Source organism: Devosia sp. (assembly GCF_036676215.1).
In the GTDB taxonomy this organism is placed as follows: Bacteria; Pseudomonadota; Alphaproteobacteria; order Rhizobiales; family Devosiaceae; genus Devosia.
Genome location: NZ_JAKFDJ010000068.1, coordinates 28686 through 45918 on the forward strand (window position 1 = coordinate 28686; position 17233 = coordinate 45918).

General features: G+C 62.7%; 16 protein-coding genes and 2 tRNA genes. 11 read left to right on the top strand and 7 right to left on the bottom strand.

Annotated features, from left to right (window positions below):
• The first annotated feature begins 74 nt into the window (after window positions 1-74).
• From V6M52_RS06670 to V6M52_RS06695, 6 genes are all read left to right on the top strand, one after another.
• Window positions 75-1286: a benzoate/H(+) symporter BenE family transporter gene (locus V6M52_RS06670; protein ID WP_332686061.1), complete on the top strand. Its 1212-nt coding sequence runs from the start codon at window positions 75-77 to the stop codon at window positions 1284-1286.
• A complete protein-coding gene (gene mobA / locus V6M52_RS06675; RefSeq protein ID WP_332700489.1) occupies window positions 1283-1894 on the top strand; it encodes a molybdenum cofactor guanylyltransferase in 612 nt (203 codons plus the stop codon). Before V6M52_RS06670 ends, mobA begins: the two co-directional genes overlap by 4 nt.
• A gap of 106 nt (window positions 1895-2000) precedes the next feature.
• Window positions 2001-2076, top strand: a tRNA-Asn gene (locus V6M52_RS06680).
• A gap of 96 nt (window positions 2077-2172) precedes the next feature.
• Window positions 2173-3387: an MFS transporter gene (locus V6M52_RS06685; RefSeq protein WP_332700490.1), complete on the top strand. Its 1215-nt coding sequence runs from the start codon at window positions 2173-2175 to the stop codon at window positions 3385-3387.
• Entirely contained in the window at window positions 3384-3842 is a 459-nt protein-coding gene (locus V6M52_RS06690) for an SRPBCC family protein (RefSeq protein WP_332700491.1), read from the top strand. The genes V6M52_RS06685 and V6M52_RS06690 overlap by 4 nt, the downstream gene beginning before the upstream one ends.
• Window positions 3843-4212: 370 nt before the next feature.
• Complete coding sequence (locus tag V6M52_RS06695) at window positions 4213-5262, top strand: cysteine synthase A (protein ID WP_332686053.1); 1050 nt, start codon at window positions 4213-4215, stop codon at window positions 5260-5262.
• 15 nt (window positions 5263-5277) lie between these two features.
• Here V6M52_RS06695 and V6M52_RS19955 read toward each other — a convergent pair whose 3' ends face one another.
• A complete protein-coding gene (locus V6M52_RS19955; protein WP_442881823.1) occupies window positions 5278-5979 on the bottom strand; it encodes a glyoxalase superfamily protein in 702 nt (233 codons plus the stop codon).
• A 273-nt stretch (window positions 5980-6252) separates the two neighbouring features.
• On the opposite strand from V6M52_RS19955, the gene cls reads away from it, so the two are divergent.
• Window positions 6253-7704 carry a cardiolipin synthase gene (cls, locus tag V6M52_RS06705; protein WP_332700492.1) on the top strand — a complete coding sequence of 484 codons (1452 nt, stop codon included), beginning with the start codon at window positions 6253-6255 and terminating at the stop codon, window positions 7702-7704.
• A 19-nt stretch (window positions 7705-7723) separates the two neighbouring features.
• On the opposite strand, the gene V6M52_RS06710 is transcribed toward cls, so the two are convergent.
• From V6M52_RS06710 to V6M52_RS06730, 5 genes are all read right to left on the bottom strand, one after another.
• Window positions 7724-8755, bottom strand: a complete 1032-nt coding sequence (locus V6M52_RS06710; RefSeq protein WP_332686049.1) for an amino acid ABC transporter substrate-binding protein — start codon at window positions 8753-8755, stop codon at window positions 7724-7726.
• A 126-nt stretch (window positions 8756-8881) separates the two neighbouring features.
• Entirely contained in the window at window positions 8882-9682 is an 801-nt protein-coding gene (locus V6M52_RS06715) for an amino acid ABC transporter ATP-binding protein (protein WP_332686047.1), read from the bottom strand.
• A gap of 4 nt (window positions 9683-9686) precedes the next feature.
• Window positions 9687-10823, bottom strand: coding sequence for an amino acid ABC transporter permease (locus tag V6M52_RS06720; protein ID WP_442881824.1), 1137 nt, complete (start codon window positions 10821-10823; stop codon window positions 9687-9689).
• A gap of 10 nt (window positions 10824-10833) precedes the next feature.
• The gene (locus V6M52_RS06725) at window positions 10834-12366 is read right to left on the bottom strand and encodes an amino acid ABC transporter permease (RefSeq protein ID WP_332700493.1); all 1533 of its coding nucleotides are present in this window, start codon (window positions 12364-12366) and stop codon (window positions 10834-10836) included.
• A 184-nt stretch (window positions 12367-12550) separates the two neighbouring features.
• The gene (locus V6M52_RS06730; RefSeq protein WP_332686043.1) at window positions 12551-13567 is read right to left on the bottom strand and encodes an amino acid ABC transporter substrate-binding protein; all 1017 of its coding nucleotides are present in this window, start codon (window positions 13565-13567) and stop codon (window positions 12551-12553) included.
• Window positions 13568-13791: 224 nt separating this feature from the next.
• Here V6M52_RS06730 and metC point away from each other — a divergent pair, with 224 nt between their 5' ends.
• Window positions 13792-14979 carry a cystathionine beta-lyase gene (gene metC / locus V6M52_RS06735; protein WP_332686041.1) on the top strand — a complete coding sequence of 396 codons (1188 nt, stop codon included), beginning with the start codon at window positions 13792-13794 and terminating at the stop codon, window positions 14977-14979.
• On the opposite strand, the gene V6M52_RS06740 is transcribed toward metC, so the two are convergent.
• Window positions 14961-15698: a phosphatase PAP2 family protein gene (locus V6M52_RS06740; RefSeq protein ID WP_332700494.1), complete on the bottom strand. Its 738-nt coding sequence runs from the start codon at window positions 15696-15698 to the stop codon at window positions 14961-14963. The two genes, metC and V6M52_RS06740, sit on opposite strands and share 19 nt — an antisense overlap.
• Before the next feature lie 103 nt (window positions 15699-15801).
• On the opposite strand from V6M52_RS06740, the gene V6M52_RS06745 reads away from it, so the two are divergent.
• From V6M52_RS06745 to V6M52_RS06755, 3 genes are all read left to right on the top strand, one after another.
• Window positions 15802-15878 (top strand) — tRNA-Pro (locus V6M52_RS06745).
• A gap of 37 nt (window positions 15879-15915) precedes the next feature.
• A complete protein-coding gene (locus V6M52_RS06750) occupies window positions 15916-16221 on the top strand; it encodes an ETC complex I subunit (RefSeq protein WP_332686037.1) in 306 nt (101 codons plus the stop codon).
• 128 nt (window positions 16222-16349) lie between these two features.
• Window positions 16350-17216: a TraB/GumN family protein gene (locus V6M52_RS06755; protein WP_332700495.1), complete on the top strand. Its 867-nt coding sequence runs from the start codon at window positions 16350-16352 to the stop codon at window positions 17214-17216.
• The last annotated feature ends 17 nt before the right edge of the window (window positions 17217-17233 follow it).

Here is a 17233-nt window from a genome sequence, read left to right on the forward strand (position 1 = left end):
TGTGGCGCGGCCGTTTTGGGCTTCACCGATGGCGCGGGCTTGCATAGGTTGCGGACGATGAGCGGGGAAATCTGGTGAGCGAATTGTCCATAGCCGGCGCGGGCCGGCGCGAATATCTGCAGCCTGTGATGGCGGGGGCGCTGGCCGCCATTGTTGGCTATGCCAGCACGTTCACGCTGGTGCTGGCGGCGCTGACGTCGGCCGGGGCGTCGCCTCAACAGGCCGGATCGGGGCTGATGTCGGTGTGCATCGCCATCGGCCTGCTCAATATCGTCGTCAGTGCCAGAGTGCGGGTGCCGGTCAGCTTTGCCTGGTCGACGCCCGGCGTGGCGTTTCTGCTGACGGTTGGCGAGCCGGTGGGCGGCTTTCCGGCGGTTGCCGGGGCATTCCTCGTGGCGGCGGCGCTCATCGTGCTCACGGGGCTGATCAAGCCGCTGGCGCGGCTGATCGGCGCCATTCCGGCGCCCATCGCCAACGCCATGCTGGCGGGCATGCTGCTGACGCTGTGCCTGGCGCCAATCAATGCGGTGGCGCAGATGCCGGCGCTGGCGCTGCCGGTAGTGCTGGCCTGGGCCGTGGGCATGCGCGTGGCGCGGCGCTATGCGGTGCCCATTGCCGTGGTGGTGACGGGCATCATGCTGGCCAGCACGACCAACCTGCCGCCGGGAGCGCTCGATGGCAGCTGGCCGAGCCTGGTGCCGGTGATGCCGGTCTTCACGCTGGACGCCATCGTGCGGATCGGGCTGCCGCTTTATATCGTCACCATGGCCTCGCAAAACCTGCCGGGGCTGGCGGTGATGAAGGCCAATGGATTCACGCTGCCGCCGGCGCCGCTGTTTGTGATGACCGGCATTTCCAGCGCGGCAACGGCGTTTTTTGGCGGACATACCAGCAATCTGGCGGCGATCACCGCGGCCATTTGCGCTGGCCCTGAGGCCCATCCCGACAGGGAAAGACGCTGGCCGGCGCCGGTTTCGGCCGGGGCGGTCTATTTGTTGCTGGCACCTGGCGCGAGCCTGGCGGCGGCGTTCATCGCGGCGTCGCCGCCCCTGCTAATCCAGGCGGTGGCGGGCCTGGCGCTGCTGTCGAGCCTGACGGCGGCGCTTTCGGGGGCTTTGGTATCTGAAGACACCCGCCTGCCCGCGACGCTGACCTTTGTGACCACGGCATCAGGCATTACCATTGCCGGGGTCGGCGCGCCGTTCTGGGGCCTGGTGGCGGGGATCGGGATGATGGCGCTGCTGCATTTCGGCCGCAAGCCTGAACCGGTGATGACTGGAAAATGACGGCGCCCCACGCCGTGATCATCGCGGGCGGCCGTGGCGAGCGGCTGGGCGGACTGCGCAAGGCGGATCTTCGGATCGGTGGCATGCGGCTGGTGGACCGTGTCGCGAATGGATTGGGCGACCTCGACTCCCCCCTAATGATATCGGTCGGCCCCAGCGACGACGGACGCGGAACGCGGGCTGGCTCCATCCGGGTGACGGACCTGGCCGCGCCGGTGGGCGGGCCAATGGCGGGGCTGGCGGCGGCGGTGGCATCGTTGCAGGCGCGCGGCATTACCGATGGGGTGCTGGTATCGGTGACGGTGGATACGCCATTCCTGCCGCGGGACTTTTGCGCCGTGATGGTTGCTGCACTCGGCGATGATGCGGCGGCGCTTGCGGCATGGGGCGATGACTTCTATCCGCCCAATGCGGCGTGGCGCATCGCCGCGCTGGCGACGCTGCCGGACCGGGTCCTGCAAGGGCGGGCGCCCAAAAGCCTCAAGGCGCTGCAGGAGGCGTTGGGCGCGCGCCAGGTGGACTGGAGCGGCGGCCACGCCAGCAACCCGTTTGTCAATCTCAACACGCCCGCGGACCTGGTGGCGTTGGGGCGAATTGCCCGGGGCTGAGGCGCCAGGGGACAACTTATTCACATGCCGGGCAATTAGGGCTTGGCAAAGCAAATCAAGTTCGGTACACGGACCTCGCCTTCGCTTTGAAGGCATACGAATGTGTTCCGCGATAGCTCAGTTGGTAGAGCATTCGACTGTTAATCGAATGGTCGCTGGTTCGAGTCCAGCTCGCGGAGCCAATTCTTCAAGCTCCAAAACCCAGATATCCCGCCATTGCCAGCGCCGCTCCGGCGCGGTACGGGTCCTAGATTTTCAGGCTCTTGGATTTCCCATAAATGGACGCCGTTGCAAGCAAGGCCAGACCGGCCGTGCATACTTCGCACAACATCATTTTCGCCGTCAGTGCGGCGCATCTTATCAATGACCTGATCCAGTTCCTGCTGCCGGCGCTCTATCCGCTGCTCAAGGTCAATTACGAACTCGACTATTTCCAGATTGGCCTCTTGACGCTGGCCCAGCAGATCACCGCCTGCCTGCTGCAGCCGATCATGGGGCTTTATGGCGATGTGAAGCCCAAGCCCTATCTGCTGGCCGTGTCGCTGGCGATCGTCGGCGTGGGCGTACTGATGCTGGCGACGGCGAGCAGCTTCCTGCTGCTGCTGGTGGCCTCGGCCGTGCTCGGCATTGGCTCGGCGCTGTTCCATCCCGAAGCGTCACGCGTATCGCGGCTGGCATCGGGCGGTCAGCTTGGTTTCGCGCAATCGACATTCCAGGTCGGCGGCAATGCGGGCACCGCCATTGGGCCACTGGCAGCGGCGCTGATCGTGCTGCCGCTGGGCCAGGCCAGTACGGTGTGGTTCGCCCTTGTCGCGGTGCTGGGGATCATGCTGCTGACCTATGTGGGGCGCTGGTATGCGGCCCATCAAAGGCTGGCCGCGACAAGGCCCGTCATGGCGGTGATCAAGCCTTCGATTTCCCGCCAGCGGCTGATCGTGGCCTTCGCGGTGATCGGGGCGCTGCTGCTGAGCAAGTATGTCTATATCGAGACGTTCAAGAGCTACTACACCTTCTTCCTGATCGAGAAATTCGGGCTGCCGGTGCAGGATGCGCAATTCTTCCTGTTTGCCTTTCTCGGCGCGATTGCGGTGGGGACGTTTTTTGGCGGGCCCATTGGCGACCGGTTCGGTCGGCTGGCGGTGATCTGGGGCTCGATCGTGGGCGCCCTGCCTTTTGCCCTGCTGATGCCCTATGCCGATCTCACCGGCACGATCGTGCTGAGTGTCGTGGTCGGCCTCATACTGTCGTCAGCTTTCTCGGCCATCGTGGTCTATGCGCAAGAACTGGTGCCGGGCAAAGTGGGCATGATATCGGGATTTGTCTTCGGCTTCGCCTTCGGCATCGGCGCCATCGGGGCGGCCGTATTGGGGGCGCTGGCCGACAGAATCGGCATGGTGCAGGTGTTCACCCTGTGCGCCTTCCTGCCCATGCTGGGTTTTCTCACCATCTTCCTGCCCAGGACGGCAGAGCTACATCGCAAGGAGCCGGCATGAGCAACGGCATGGAAATAGACGGCGAAAGCCAGATCACCCTGACCCGCACCATCGACGCCAATATCGATGACGTGTTTGCGGCCTGGACCGATCCGGCCCTGATCGAGCAATGGCAGGCCGACGAGGCCGAACTCGATGCGTTCGAGGGCGGGGAATACAAGTTCACCACGTTCGGCGACGACGAGGACCCCGAGGACCACACCGTCAGCGGGGAAATCCTGCAATTCGTGGAAAACGAGAAGCTGGTGATGTCCTGGGTGCATCGGGACAGCGACGAGGATGATGCAGAGGAATTGATCTTCGTGCTGGAGATCGTCTTCAAGGCGCTGGGCGCGGACCAGACCAGCGTGACCATTACCGAGCGCGGCCTGGCGCATGCCGATCCGGAATCACGCATCTTTTCCATCGAGGCCTGGAGCGCGGCGCTCGAACACCTCGCCGAGGTCATGGAATAGGACTGAACCATTTGCCGCTCCCAGGCGTATCGCCTGCGCAGACCCCGGCCTATGGCACAAGCGAGTATCGTCTGGCTGCGCAACAATCTGCGCAGCCCAAGCGCCGCGCCACGCGATCGAGAGCGCCGGCTTACGGATCGGCGAAACCTGTCCCTGCCCCATTGTCGACCTCAAGGCGTCGCGCATCCGCGCTGGAGGGCGGCAAGCGGGCTGTGAAACGGAATGATATTCTGCGCGACGGCAACCTGCGCATTGGCGTTGCGCCGCGCATGGCAGTAGCGAAAAGCCGTGCCTGCGGAGGCTGACCGGGCTTGTGGGTAGCGGGGCGGCCCCCTAACATAAGTCCTTCAAACACCTTACAGATCGATCCATGGCCAATCACCCAGACCTCATCGCCGCCATCGGCAACACGCCGCTGATCCGACTCAACCGCGTGTCCCAACTGACGGGCTGCGACATCTGGGGCAAGGCCGAGTTCCTCAATCCCGGCCAATCGGTGAAGGACCGGGCGGCGCTGTTCATCATCCACGATGCGGTGAAATCGGGCGCGCTGAAACCGGGCGGCACGGTGGTCGAAGGTACGGCGGGCAATACCGGCATCGGATTGACGCTGGTGGCCAATTCGCTGGGCTTCAAATCGGTGATCGTCATCCCCGAAACACAGAGCCAGGAGAAGAAGGATGCCCTGCGCCTCTATGGCGCCGAGGTGATCGAGGTGCCCGCCAAGCCCTACAAGAACCCCAACAATTACATCAAGATTTCCGGGCGGCTGGCGGAAAAGCTCAATCGGGAACTGCCCGGTGGCGCCATCTGGGCCAACCAGTTCGACAACATTGCCAACAAGCGCGCGCATGTCGAAACGACGGGGCCCGAAATCTGGCAGCAAACCAATGGCCGCATCGATGGCTTCATCTGTGCGGTGGGCTCGGGCGGAACGCTGGCCGGGGTTGCAGAAGCGCTACGCGCACGCAGCTCGGACGTCAGAATTGGCCTTGCCGACCCCGAGGGCGCGGCGCTCTACAATTACTATGCCCATGGGGAACTGAAGTCCTCGGGCAATTCGATCACCGAGGGGATCGGCCAGGGCCGGATCACGGCGAACCTGGAAGGGCTCACCATCGACAATCCCTACCAGATCTCCGATGCCGAGGCCCTGCCCTATATCTTCGACCTGCTCGAGCATGAGGGGCTGTGCCTCGGTGGCTCCAGCGCCATCAACATTGCCGGCGCGGTGCGCATGGCCCGGGACCTGGGTCCAGGCAAGACCATCGTCACGGTGCTCTGCGACTACGGCAACCGCTATGCCAGCAAGATCTTCAATCCGGCATTCCTGCAGGAAAAGGGTCTGCCGGTGCCGCTGTGGATGGAAGACCGTGCGCCCATCGACATTGCCAGCGTGCTGGAGACGGAGCCGGCCTAGGGCCGGCTCACTTGGTTAGCTGGATGAAAAGCCGAGATTAACCGGCGCGTCGTGCCGGTAGGTGCGTCGCGCGGGCGGCGCGTCGAGTGTCTCAACCCGTTCGACGGAAAAATTGCGCGCCCGCAACAGCCCGCGTCCCTGCAGCAGGAACCCGAAATGGATCGATGCGGCTTCTTCCGGCACGTCGAGCGTGATGGCGAAGCCCGTCCAATCCCGTGTGCCACTGAGAGGCACGTCCTTGATGTCGAGAAGGTTGTTGAAGCGCAGCCCGGTGCCGCGCTGACCGTCGACGCGTAGCCAGATGGTGCCTGCCCCGTCGATATGCTCGCAGGACAAATCGCAGGCCAGCCGTATTCCGCCGCCGCGATACGGCTCGGCCGAGATGCTTTGCGACATCGTGCCAAACTGACCCTGCGGGGCATGATCAGCCATGGGGGTGCTGGCGATGATCGCGCATCCAGCTTGCTCCGGGTCCAGCCCCATACGGAAAAAGCCGTCCCGCTGCACGCTGCCATCCACCCAGCCTTCTGGCATCGGCAAGGGCGCTGTCGCCAGTCCGACCGCGTCGATCCGCGCACTCAGGATATTCCAGTTGGCGACACCGAACTGGCGCGCGACCAGTTCGAGACACTCGCTGTGCCCCAAGTCGATGTCACGTTCGGCCAACCCCTGTCGCAGGAGTTTGGCCATGAGTTTTGCATCCATGAAACTGTGCATGGTTTGAACCTCTCACATGGGCAAGAACTTGAGAGTCAGCGCTCGCATTACTGACGGCTTGCCCGGTGATCGGGGTCAAACCAACAGGACTATCGCGCATTCACCGTTCCCTATCGGGCGCGAGCGGCTGGCTGCACGAGCCACGACGAAGCCTACCCCGAGTTTCGGAGTTGTCAACCGCCAGCATTGAGAACGAGCCGGCATAGCCAAGGCCGGGATTGTTCAAACATAGCGCGCTGATAGAGTGACGCCTCACGACTCTGGCGGGGCGCTTTGATAGGCATCGACGATATCCTGAGGGCAGTCATCGCCGACCTGCACCTGGTCGCCGCGCTTACGGCTGCGATCTACCTGCTCGCCTTCGTCTGCGCGGTGCGCGAGATCATGATTTCGCGGACGTCGCAGGGGTCGATCGCCTGGATATTGGCGCTGACGCTGCTGCCCTTCCCCACCGCATTGCTCTATCTCGTCGTCGGATGGAAGGCGTTCGACGACTATGCAACCGACCGCATCCGCAACGGCCGCGCCGCCCGCCCGCTGCGGGCAAAGGACCTGGCGCTGATCGACCGGGAGACCAGCGACAAATGGCCAGTGCAGGTCAAGGTTTCGGAAGTGCCGTTTCTGAGCGGCAATGATGTCGAGCTGCTGGTGGATGGCAAAGCCACGTTCAACTCGATCTTTGCCGGGATCGAGCAGGCCAGGGATTACCTGCTGGTGCAGTTCTATATCGTGCGCGACGACCGCCTGGGCCAGGAACTGGCGGAGCGGCTGATCGAGCGCGCCAGAGCCGGGGTCAAGGTTTATCTGCTGTACGACGATGTCGGCAGCACCGGCATGCCCAGGCGCTATCGCGCGCAGCTGCGCGAGGCGGGCATCCAGGTGGCCGGCTTCAACCAGCGCCACAAATTCATGCGGATCTATGGTCCGACCCGCATCAACTATCGCAACCATCGCAAGATCGTGGTGGTGGATGGCGAACACGCCTGGGTCGGCGGGCATAATGTGGGCGTGGAATATCTTGGCGAGGACCCGCGTTTCGGGCGCTGGCGCGATACGCATGTGCGGGTATCGGGGCCGGCGGCGCTGGGCTGCGCGTTGCTGTTCCGCGAGGACTGGCAATGGGCCACGGGCGAGGTGTTGCCGGCGGCGCCGCCGGAAAGCGTCGCCACGCCGGGCGACCAATCCGTGCTGGTGATGGGAAGCGGGCCGGCCGACAAGCTGGAAGAATGCGCCATTGCCTTCACCGACATAATCGGGCGGGCGCGCGAGCGGCTATGGATCGTCAGCCCCTATTTCGTGCCGGATACCGATATCCGCACTGCTTTGTTTGCGGCGCAACTGCGTGGGGTGGATGTGCGGGTGATGTTGCCCAATGAGCCCGACCACAAGCTGGTATGGCTGGCCAGCATCGCCCATGCCGATGCGATGATGGAGCATGGCGTGGCCGTCTATCGCTACCAGGACGGCTTCCTGCACCAGAAGGTGGTGCTGATGGATGACCAGATCGCAACGGTGGGCAGCGTCAATTTCGACAACCGCTCCTTTGCCATCAACTTCGAAATCACCCTGTGGTTCACCGACAAGCAGGCCATCGACGGCGTCGAGGCGATGCTGCTGGAAGACTTCAGGCGCTGCCGACAGGTGGATATCGAGGAGGTCAGGCGCCGGTCCCTGCCGATGCGTTTTCTGACGCAGGCCGCGCGGCTGCTCTCGCCGCTGCTCTGAGGCAGAGAGATAGCGCCGGTTAGCGGATCGGCGGGGCGTACATCAACCCACCATTGCCCCAAAGGGCATTCTGGCCACGCAGCAGAGCCGCGCCGGTCTCCGGGCCGAAATGGCGATCATAGAGTTCGCCATAATTGCCGACGGCGCGAATGACATCGGCCATGAAGGACGGCTCGAGGCCGAGCGGGGTGCCAAAGTCGCCATCGACGCCCAGAATGCGCCGCACCGCGGGCGTGCGCGCCGCGAGCAGGGAATCCACATTGAGGGCGGTGATGCCGACTTCCTCGGCGTTGATCAGCGCATAGAGGGTCCACTTGACGATATTGAACCACTGGCTGTCGCCTTGCCGGACGACCGGCCCCAGGGCTTCCTTGGAGATGCGCTCGGGCAGGATACGATGGGCGGCGGGATCCGCCATCTGGCGGCGGAGGCCCTGGAGCTGGCGGCCGGCGGCGGAGATCACCTGGCAGCGGCCCGCCTGATAGGCCACGATGAGATCGGCGATGTCCTCGTAGACAACTTCGGCATAGGCCGCCTGATTGGTGAAGAAGAATTCGTCGAGACGCTGCAGGTCACCGGTCGCGTCGGTGACGCAGATGTTGACGTTGTCCAGCTCATAGGCCGAGACCAGGCCCAGGGACTGCGGCACCAGGAAAGCCTGGCCATCGTAGAAACTGGCGGCCACGAAAGTGGCGCCGTAGGAGGTGTCGCGCCGCTGGGTCCAGGGGCCGTTGCGGGTGAGGACGTCGATATCGCCGGTCTGCAGGCCAGCAAAGCGCGCCTCGCCGCGGAGCGCGCGGAACTCAATCAGGTTGGGGTCGGCAAAGATGGCCGCGGCAATGGCGCGACAAAGATCGACATCGAAGCCGGACCAGCGCCCTTCGGCGTCCTGTTGCGCAAAGCCCGGCAGGGGATTGCTGGAGCCGCATATCAGAAAGCCGCGTTCGCGCACGGCATCCAGCGTCTGCGCGCCGGCCGGCGTGGCGGCAAGCGTCACCACGCAGGCAAGGCCTGCCAGCAGTGACAGCAATCGCTTGAAAACTCTGGTCAATCGGCGGCTTCCCTTGCCCTGGACCGACATATTGGCAGCCCAAGACCCGGGGTCAAGCCGGGCGGTGGATTGCGCTGTGCATTTCGCCAGCGCAATCCAGAATTTGGCAGAAACCTACCCGCGGCGTCAGTGCAGTATCTGGCTGAGGAAGAGCTTGGTGCGCTCGTGCTGCGGATTGGAGAAGAAGGCCTCGGGTTCGTTCTGTTCGATGATCTGGCCCTGATCCATGAAGATGACCCGATTGGCCACCTGGCGGGCGAAACCCATTTCGTGGGTGACGCAGATCATGGTCATGCCCTCTTCAGCCAGGCTGATCATCACTTCGAGCACTTCCTTGACCATTTCGGGGTCAAGCGCCGAGGTGGGTTCGTCGAACAGCATGATGCGCGGCTGCATGCAGAGCGAGCGCGCGATGGCCACGCGCTGCTGCTGGCCGCCAGAGAGCTGGCCGGGGAACTTGTTGGCCTGCTCGGGAATCTTGACGCGTTCGAGATAGTGCATGGCGGTGGCCTCGGCCTCGGCCTTGGGGGTGCCGCGCACCCAGATCGGCGCCAGCGTCAGGTTCTGCAGGATGGTCAGGTGGGGAAACAGGTTGAAGTGCTGGAACACCATGCCGACTTCACGGCGCACCTCGTCGATGCGCTTGAGATCGGCCGTCAGTTCGGTGCCGTTGACGATGATCTGCCCCTCCTGGTGTTCCTCCAGGCGGTTGATGCAGCGGATCAGCGTGGACTTGCCCGAGCCTGACGGTCCGGCGATGACGATGCGCTCGCCGCGCATGACCCGCAGGTCGATGTCCCGCAGCACGTGAAAGTCGCCATACCACTTGTGCATGCCCACCACATCGATGGCCACATCGGTGTCGGATACTTTCATGTGCGAGGTGTCGATCTCGCGGTCGACGGCTGCGCTTGATGTGTCGCTCATGGCGTTACCTCTTGTGACCCGTATCCAGGCGCCGTTCCATGTAGATGGAGTAGCGGGACATGGCAAAACAGAAAATCCAGAAGACGAAGCCGGCAAACAGATAGCCGGTTATCGCCTGGGTTGGGGACGACCACTCGATATCCGAGCTGGCCGCCTGAACAGTGTTGAGCAGGTCGAAAATGCCCACGATGGACACCAGCGAGGTGTCCTTGAACAGCGAGATGAAGCTGTTCACGATGCCGGGTATGACGTGCTTGAGCGCCTGGGGCAGGATGATGAAACCCATCGATTTCCAGTAGCTCAGCCCGAGCGAGGACGCCGCTTCGTACTGTCCGCGCGGCAGGGCCTGCAGCCCACCACGGACGGTCTCGGCCAGATAGGCCGAGGAAAACAGCGTCACACCCACCAGGGCGCGCAGCAGCTTATCGACCGTCGTGCCCTGCGGCATGAACAGCGGCAGCATGACCGAGGCCATGAACAGCACGGTGATCAGTGGCACGGCGCGCCACAACTCGATGAACATGATGCTGAGCGTCTTGATGATCGGCAGCGACGATTGCCGCCCCAGCGCCAGCAGAATGCCGATGGGGATGGAACAGATGATGCCGACCAGCGAGATGAGGAGGGTGACCATAAGGCCGCCCCACTGCTCTGTCGGAACCGACCGCATGCCGAACACGCCGCCATTGAGCAGGTAAAAGCAGATCACCGGATAGGCGATGAAGAAGAGCAGTGCATTGATGCGCTTGAATGGCACCTTGGGGGCAAGCAGCGGAAACAGCAGCACTGCGCCCAGGGCGAAGATGATGTTGGGTCGCCAATATTCGGTCGGCGGATAGAAGCCGTAGATGAAGAACGACATGCGGGCCGAGATATAGGCCCAGCACGCGCCGGCATTCTCGATGCGGCACTCTTCAACCGTGCCGCCCGGCGCCACAGCGTTGCCACCGATGCCGGTGGGCGCAATGAAGCCATAGATGGGCGGAATGGCCCAGATGAGGAACACGAAAGCCAGGATTGTCAGCAGGGCATCGCTGGGCGTGGCGAACAGGCTACGGCGGGCCCAGGCAATGGGCCCGCTGGTGTTGATGGGGGCGCCACGCGCGTCGACCATTTCCTGGCGAACGAAGGAGTATGTCATGCTCGTTCTCCTATCGCTCGACCAGCGCGACGCGCGCATTGTACCAGTTCATGAACGCCGAGGTCGTCAGGGACAGCGTCAGATAGACCGCCATGGTTATGGCGATGACCTCGATGGCCTTACCGGTCTGGTTCAAAGTGGTTCCCATGAAGACGTTGACGAGCTCGGGATAGCCGATAGCGGCACCGAGCGATGAGTTCTTCGTCAAATTGAGATACTGGCTGGTGAGCGGCGGGATAATCACCCGCATCGCCTGGGGGATGACCACGAGGCGCAGCCGGTCGCCCTCGCGCAGGCCAAGCGAGGAGGCTGCCTCGGTCTGGCCCTTGCTGACGGCCTGAATGCCGCTGCGGACATTCTCGGCAATGAACGCGGCCGTATAGATGGTGAGGCCGAAGACCAGCGCGACCAGTTCGGGCACGAGCTGCACGCCGCCGGAGAAGTTGAAGCGCTCGAGCAGCGGAACCTCGAAGTTCAGTGTCGCCCCGGTAATCCAATATACCAGGCCGGGCACGCCCACGACGATCAGAACGGCCAGGGCGAGCGGGAACTTGCCCTCGGTGGCCGGACGACCATCACCCCTGATCATGATCCACGCCACCGCGGCGGCGGTGAGCACGGCAGCAAGGGCGATGACCACGGGAGGCACGAAGGCAAACATGCCTTCAAGCAGGAAGGCCATGATCGCCCAGGTCACTACAAAGCCGATGAAAGCCCGGCCAAAGCGCGTGAACGGGGTCAGTGACACGCCTGCCAATACGACACCAGCGATGAGCGGGAAGCCGACAATGCCCGACAGGGCCGGGAAGGTGCCAAGCAACAGGCTGCCAGCGAGAAAGCCAAAGCCAAAGGTGATCAGCAGGTTCGCGAACAGGCTGCCCCAAACAACCGGCTGCGGATAATGGCCGGTAGCGGTCCGAACACTCATGGCCCAGCGCACGATGGCGATAGCGGCCACGACGCTCAGCACCAGGGCCACAATCACAAAGTTCATCTCATTGTCCGGCAGGGGCTTGGGGACGATGATGCCGCGCTGATTGATGAAGGTATTGAATGGCAATTCGTAGGACTGGCGGACTGCCGGCATCGCCTTGAGCACCGCGAAGTACCAGAAGAACAATTGCAGCAGCAGCGGGATGTTGCGGATGATTTCAACATAGACAGTCGCGATACGAGCGATCAGCCAGTTGGAGGACAGGCGCGCTACGCCGAGCACGAAGCCCAGGATCGTCGCGAAGAAGATGCCGATGACGGCCACCAGCAGCGTATTGAGCAGGCCGACCAGAAAGGCTTGCCAGTAGTATGACGATCGGTCGAACGGAATGAGCGTGAAGCTGATGCCGAAACCGGATGTCTGGAACAGAAAATCGAAACCTGTCGACTTGTTCTGCGCAGCCAGGTTCTGCGCCGTATTGAGAATGATCCAGGCGAAGAAAAGTATGACGGCAAGCGCTACCAGGACCTGGTAGATAATGCCGCGGATCACCGGGTCATTATAGAACGCCGTCCGCGGCGGTGCCGAGAGAGTGTCTTGGGCGGCCATTGCGAAGTCCCCTAACAGAGTGTCGCGCGTATTTGAGGGGCGGCACAAACCAGCATATACGAAACCAGGCCCCGGCCGAATGTCGGCGGGGCAGATCACATAGGTTTGTTAAAGGCGCCAACCTCTACTAGCGCACGCCACGACGAACCGGCGCCCCCCGAGGGAGCGCCGGAACTGCTTCGCCTTAGCGGATCGGCATCGAATACTGGATGCCACCGTCGGACCACAGCGCGTTCAGACCGCGCTCAAGACCGATTTCGGTATTCGGACCAACATGGCGGTCGAACGATTCGCCATAATTGCCGACATGCTTGATGATCCGGTATGCCCAGTCATTGGTCAGGCCGATCGGGGTGCCGAACTCGCCTTCAACGCCGAGCAGACGCTTGATGGACGGATTGTCCGAGCCGAGCATCTCATCGACATTTGCCTGGGTCACGCCCAGCTCTTCGGCTTCCAGCAGAGCATAGTAGGTCCAGCGATTGATGTAGAACCACTGATCGTCGCCCTGACGCACGGACGGCCCAAGGGGCTCCTTGGAGATGATCTCGGGCAGGATGATGTATTCATCCGGGTTGGCGAACTTGGAGCGTTCAGCAGCAAGCGCCGAGGCGTCCGTGGTGTACACGTCGCAACGACCGTCTTCGAAGGCCTTAACGACTTCGTCCTGATCGGTGAACACGACGGGGCTGTATTCGAGGCCATTCGTCTCGAAATAGTCAGCGGCGTTCAGTTCGGTGGTGGTGCCCGATTCGATACAGATGGCAGCACCGGAAAGGTCCTTGGCCGATGCGATGCCATCGGCCTCGCGAACCATGAAGCCCTGGCCGTCATAGTACATGACGCCAGCGAAGGTGATGCCCAGATCGGTATCGCGGCTCATGGTCCAGGTCGTAGTGCGCGACAGAATGTCGATTTCACCGGCGGAAAGCGCGGCGAAGCGTTCCTGGCTGGTCAGCGGGGTGAAGCGAACCTTGTCGGCGTCGTCGAAGATGGCAGCAGCGATCGCACGGCAGAAATCGACTTCCAGGCCGGACCAGACGTTATTCGCATCGGGAGCAGAGAAGCCCGGCACGCCGCCGGTCACGCCGCACTGGACGTAGTCCTTCGCCTTCACGTCGTCGAGAGTCGCTGCTTGGGCAGCCGTCGCGCCGAGGCCGAGCGTGGCCGCGACTGCGAACGTTACGAGCGTTTTTTGCATTGATTATTGCCTTTTGTTTTCCTGACCCTGTGTCCCGGAGCTCATCAGGCTCGCGCCAGCGTCCCCGGTGGCACCGCCGTCTTTGAATGACGGTGTGATGCTGCTAAGCATGCAAGCGTCTATTGACCGTTGCGTCAAGGGCTCATGGCCGCATGAGACAGCAAACCTGTCGCTTATTTAGACACACGTACCCAGTTGACCGGATTTTGGGCATAGAGCTTAGTATGATTGACAATAAAAGCGGCAGCGCGGGTGGTCTCTCGGTCGAGACGGTCCTCACGCATGGTGGCCGCGAGCCGGACGAGCAGTTCGGTTTTGTGAACACCCCGGTCTATCGGGGATCGACCGTCCTATTCAAAACCCTTGCCGACCTGGAAGCGCAACAGCAGCGTTACCTTTACGGACGCGCTGGAAATCCGACCACTGATGGCGTCGAGACGATCATAAACGAACTCGAGGGCGCGCATCGGACACGGCTGGTTCCTTCGGGCCTGGCAGCGATCACCATAGCCCTGATGAGTTGCCTCAAGGCCGGCGACGATGTCCTCATCACCGACAGCGCTTATGAACCAACGCGGGCTTTTGCCGATGGATTCCTGCAGCGCATGGGTGTGACGGCTCGCTATTATGATCCCAGGATTGGAGCGGGTCTGGCTGGATTGATGCAGCCCAATACCAAGGCGGTCCTGGCTGAAAGCCCCGGCTCGCTGACCTTCGAGATCCAGGACCTTCCGGCTCTCGCCAAGGCCGCCCATGATGGCGGGGCGCGGCTGATCGTTGATAATAGCTGGGCTAGCCCCCTCTACCTCCAGCCGCTGAAGCTGGGGGCCGATCTGGTGGTGCATGCAGCGACCAAGATGTTTGTCGGGCATTCCGACGCCTTTGCCGGCACAATTTCTGCCAACGCAGAGAGCTGGCCGGAGGTGGAGAAGGCGCGGCGCCTGCTGGGTTTCTTCACCTCGGGCGACGACGCATTCCTTGTGGCGCGCGGCCTGCGCACCTTAGCGATTCGCATGAAAGAGCATCAGCAGCGCGCGCTCGACATCGCCAGCTGGCTGGAACAGCAGAGCGAGGTGGTGCAGGTGCTGCATCCCGCCCTACCCAGCCACCCCGACCATGCTCTGTGGCATCGGGACTTCAAGGGCTCGGGGAGCCTGTTCAGCGTGTTGCTGGCCCCGGCGCCACGCGCATCGGTGGCGGCCTTTGTCGATGGGCTGAGCCTGTTCAGTATGGGCTATTCATGGGGCGGCTATGAGAGCCTGTGCCTGCCGTTGAAGCTGGGCAAGAATCGCACGGCGGTGCCGTGGACGGCGGAGGGCAATCTGTTCCGCCTGCATGTGGGGCTCGAAGGGGTCGATGACCTCAAGGCCGACCTCGCGGCTGCCATCGAGCGTTATTCGCGAGCGCGCTGAAAGAGAGCCGGGATGGCCGAAAATGGCCGGACGACCATTCTGCCGTCCGGCAAAGTCTCGAACAGCCAGCTTCGGCGCGCGAAGAAATTGCGCACCAGATAAGCTCCCAGCATGCCCACGAGCACACCGCCGAACACATCGGTTGGATAGTGCATGCCGATGGGCACGCGAGAAAAGCTCACGAGGACGCCGATGGCGAAAAATACGGCAAAGAGGCGCGGCCAGAGAAAGCCGATGACAAAGGCGAGCGCTATCGCCGTCGTGGTATGCCCCGACGGAAAGCTCTGAAAATTCCAGTCATTGAAGACGTTCTGGAATGAAAAGGCGCCGGACACCTCGAACTCGGTGGGTCGGCCGCGACCAACGAGGCGCTTGATCAGATTGGCCATAAGGCCCGGAACCCCTACCCCGAGGAAGACAAATCCCGAGAGCGCGGCAAGCTCGCGCGCGGCGAGGCGGGGCAGATCCTTGAGCGCCAGGGCTGCAAGCAGGGCGAGGATGAAGATGGCGAGCGAGGGGATCAGCACCCAATCGGACAGGCCATAGTCGGTGATGAAGAAGAAGGGCGCGCGCCACTGGTCCGGCCAGGCAATGGTGCTGCGCGAGGCCCATATGTCGATTTGCGCCAGCAGCGCGACGCCCAGGACAATGGCAAAGCAGAACAGGGGCCAGCGACGGCTATCGAGGCCCAGGGGCCAGGGTTTTGTCAAATCGATCATGGTTCGTTTCTGGGATGTCCGGGCCTGAGCGTCAATAGTGTGCCATACGCGCATCGGCGGCTTGCCCTTTGCAACCGAACAGGCTAACGGAATGCGGCGATCTCGGAGTGTAGCTCAGCCTGGTAGAGCACCGGTTTTGGGAACCGGGGGTCCAAAGTTCGAATCTTTGTACTCCGACCATCGCCTCTTGCGTTGAGCATCGTGTTGAGGACTTTGCATGACCGCCCGTATCTACCGCCCTGCCCCCAACGCCATGCAGTCGGGCAAGGGCAAATCCAGGCAATGGGTGCTGGTGCACGAGCTGTCCGCACCGCGCGATATCGACCCACTGATGGGCTATACGACCTCCACCGATACACGTCAGCAAGTCCGGCTGAGCTTCGAATCGCTGGAAGCGGCGGAGGCCTATGCGCAGAAGAACGGCATCGCCTATTCGGTGCAAGCAGCCCATGACGCCACGCCGAAGCGGCAGAGCTATCCCGACAATTTCCGGGCCGACCGCAAGACACCCTGGACCCATTAGGGCCGGTTCCGACAAGATTCCGCAAAGCGCCGCAAGTGATTGTGGCGCTTTTGATTTTTGGGGTACTGAGGAGGTATCCTGCCTGGCGCGACCTATCTTGCAGGGTGAGTGCAAAGAAGGAATCGCCAATGAAGCTGCCTGTGCGCTGCCTGCTCCCCGCCATAGCCGCCCTGGGCCTCACCCTGCCCGCGGCCGCCGCGCCCGCGATGTGGGAGATACGCGACGGCGACAGCGCTATCTGGCTGTTCGGCTCGTTCCACCTGCTGCCCGATGGCATGACATGGCGAACGGAGCGATTCGACAGCGTTCTGAAAGATGCCGACAAAATCGTCTTCGAAACCGATATTGGACCGATGGCCATGGCCGAGGTGGGGGCCGCAGCGTTTGCCCGCGGCGTCTATGTCGACGGAACGCTGCTGACCGACGTGATCGATGACGAACTGGAGGCCCGGTTGCGCGCGCATGCCGCGGCCATCGAGCTGCCGCTCGGCCCTGTGCTGGCGATGCGCCCCTGGATGGCGACCAATGTCATCACCGTGGCGGCGCTGGCGGCGGAGGGATTTAGCGAACAGGGCGTCGAATTCGCGCTGCAACCCGAACTCGCTGCCGAGCGGGTCGCGTTCCTCGAAACGGGAGACCAGCAGATCAACGTGCTGGCGAGCGCACCGGAAGACGAGCAGATTGCCATGCTGGCCTCGACGCTCGACCAGCTCGACCAATTGCCCAAGCTGATGGACAAGATGCTCTCAAGCTGGGCGGACGGCACGCCGGAGCGGCTCAGCAAGATGTTCCTGATGGAAATGGGCGGCTTTGAGGAGGCGTTTGTCGAGCGGCTGATCTATGCGCGCAACCGCAATTGGATCGCGCCGCTCGAAGGCATGCTGGCCGACAATCAGGAGAACCTTGTCGTCGTCGGGGCGGGCCATCTGATCGGGGAAGGCAGCGTGCTCGACCTGCTGGAAAAGGCGGGCTACGCGATCGAGCGGATCCAGTGAGCGGGGCGCCGTTGCGG

Bases quoted from the DNA above. Each gene is read 5' to 3' on its own strand.
- mobA (WP_332700489.1), top strand. From the start codon at position 1,283: ATGACGGCGCCCCACGCCGTGATCATCGCGGGCGGCCGTGGCGAGCGG.
- V6M52_RS06720 (WP_442881824.1), bottom strand. From the start codon at position 10,823: ATGACATACTCCTTCGTTCGCCAGGAAATGGTCGACGCGCGTGGCGCC.
- V6M52_RS06690 (WP_332700491.1), top strand. From the start codon at position 3,384: ATGAGCAACGGCATGGAAATAGACGGCGAAAGCCAGATCACCCTGACC.
- V6M52_RS06725 (WP_332700493.1), bottom strand. From the start codon at position 12,366: ATGGCCGCCCAAGACACTCTCTCGGCACCGCCGCGGACGGCGTTCTAT.
- V6M52_RS06740 (WP_332700494.1), bottom strand. From the start codon at position 15,698: ATGATCGATTTGACAAAACCCTGGCCCCTGGGCCTCGATAGCCGTCGC.
- V6M52_RS06750 (WP_332686037.1), top strand. From the start codon at position 15,916: ATGACCGCCCGTATCTACCGCCCTGCCCCCAACGCCATGCAGTCGGGC.
- V6M52_RS06695 (WP_332686053.1), top strand. From the start codon at position 4,213: ATGGCCAATCACCCAGACCTCATCGCCGCCATCGGCAACACGCCGCTG.
- V6M52_RS19955 (WP_442881823.1), bottom strand. From the start codon at position 5,979: ATGCACAGTTTCATGGATGCAAAACTCATGGCCAAACTCCTGCGACAG.
- V6M52_RS06730 (WP_332686043.1), bottom strand. From the start codon at position 13,567: ATGCAAAAAACGCTCGTAACGTTCGCAGTCGCGGCCACGCTCGGCCTC.
- V6M52_RS06685 (WP_332700490.1), top strand. From the start codon at position 2,173: ATGGACGCCGTTGCAAGCAAGGCCAGACCGGCCGTGCATACTTCGCAC.
- V6M52_RS06755 (WP_332700495.1), top strand. From the start codon at position 16,350: ATGAAGCTGCCTGTGCGCTGCCTGCTCCCCGCCATAGCCGCCCTGGGC.
- V6M52_RS06715 (WP_332686047.1), bottom strand. From the start codon at position 9,682: ATGAGCGACACATCAAGCGCAGCCGTCGACCGCGAGATCGACACCTCG.
- metC (WP_332686041.1), top strand. From the start codon at position 13,792: ATGATTGACAATAAAAGCGGCAGCGCGGGTGGTCTCTCGGTCGAGACG.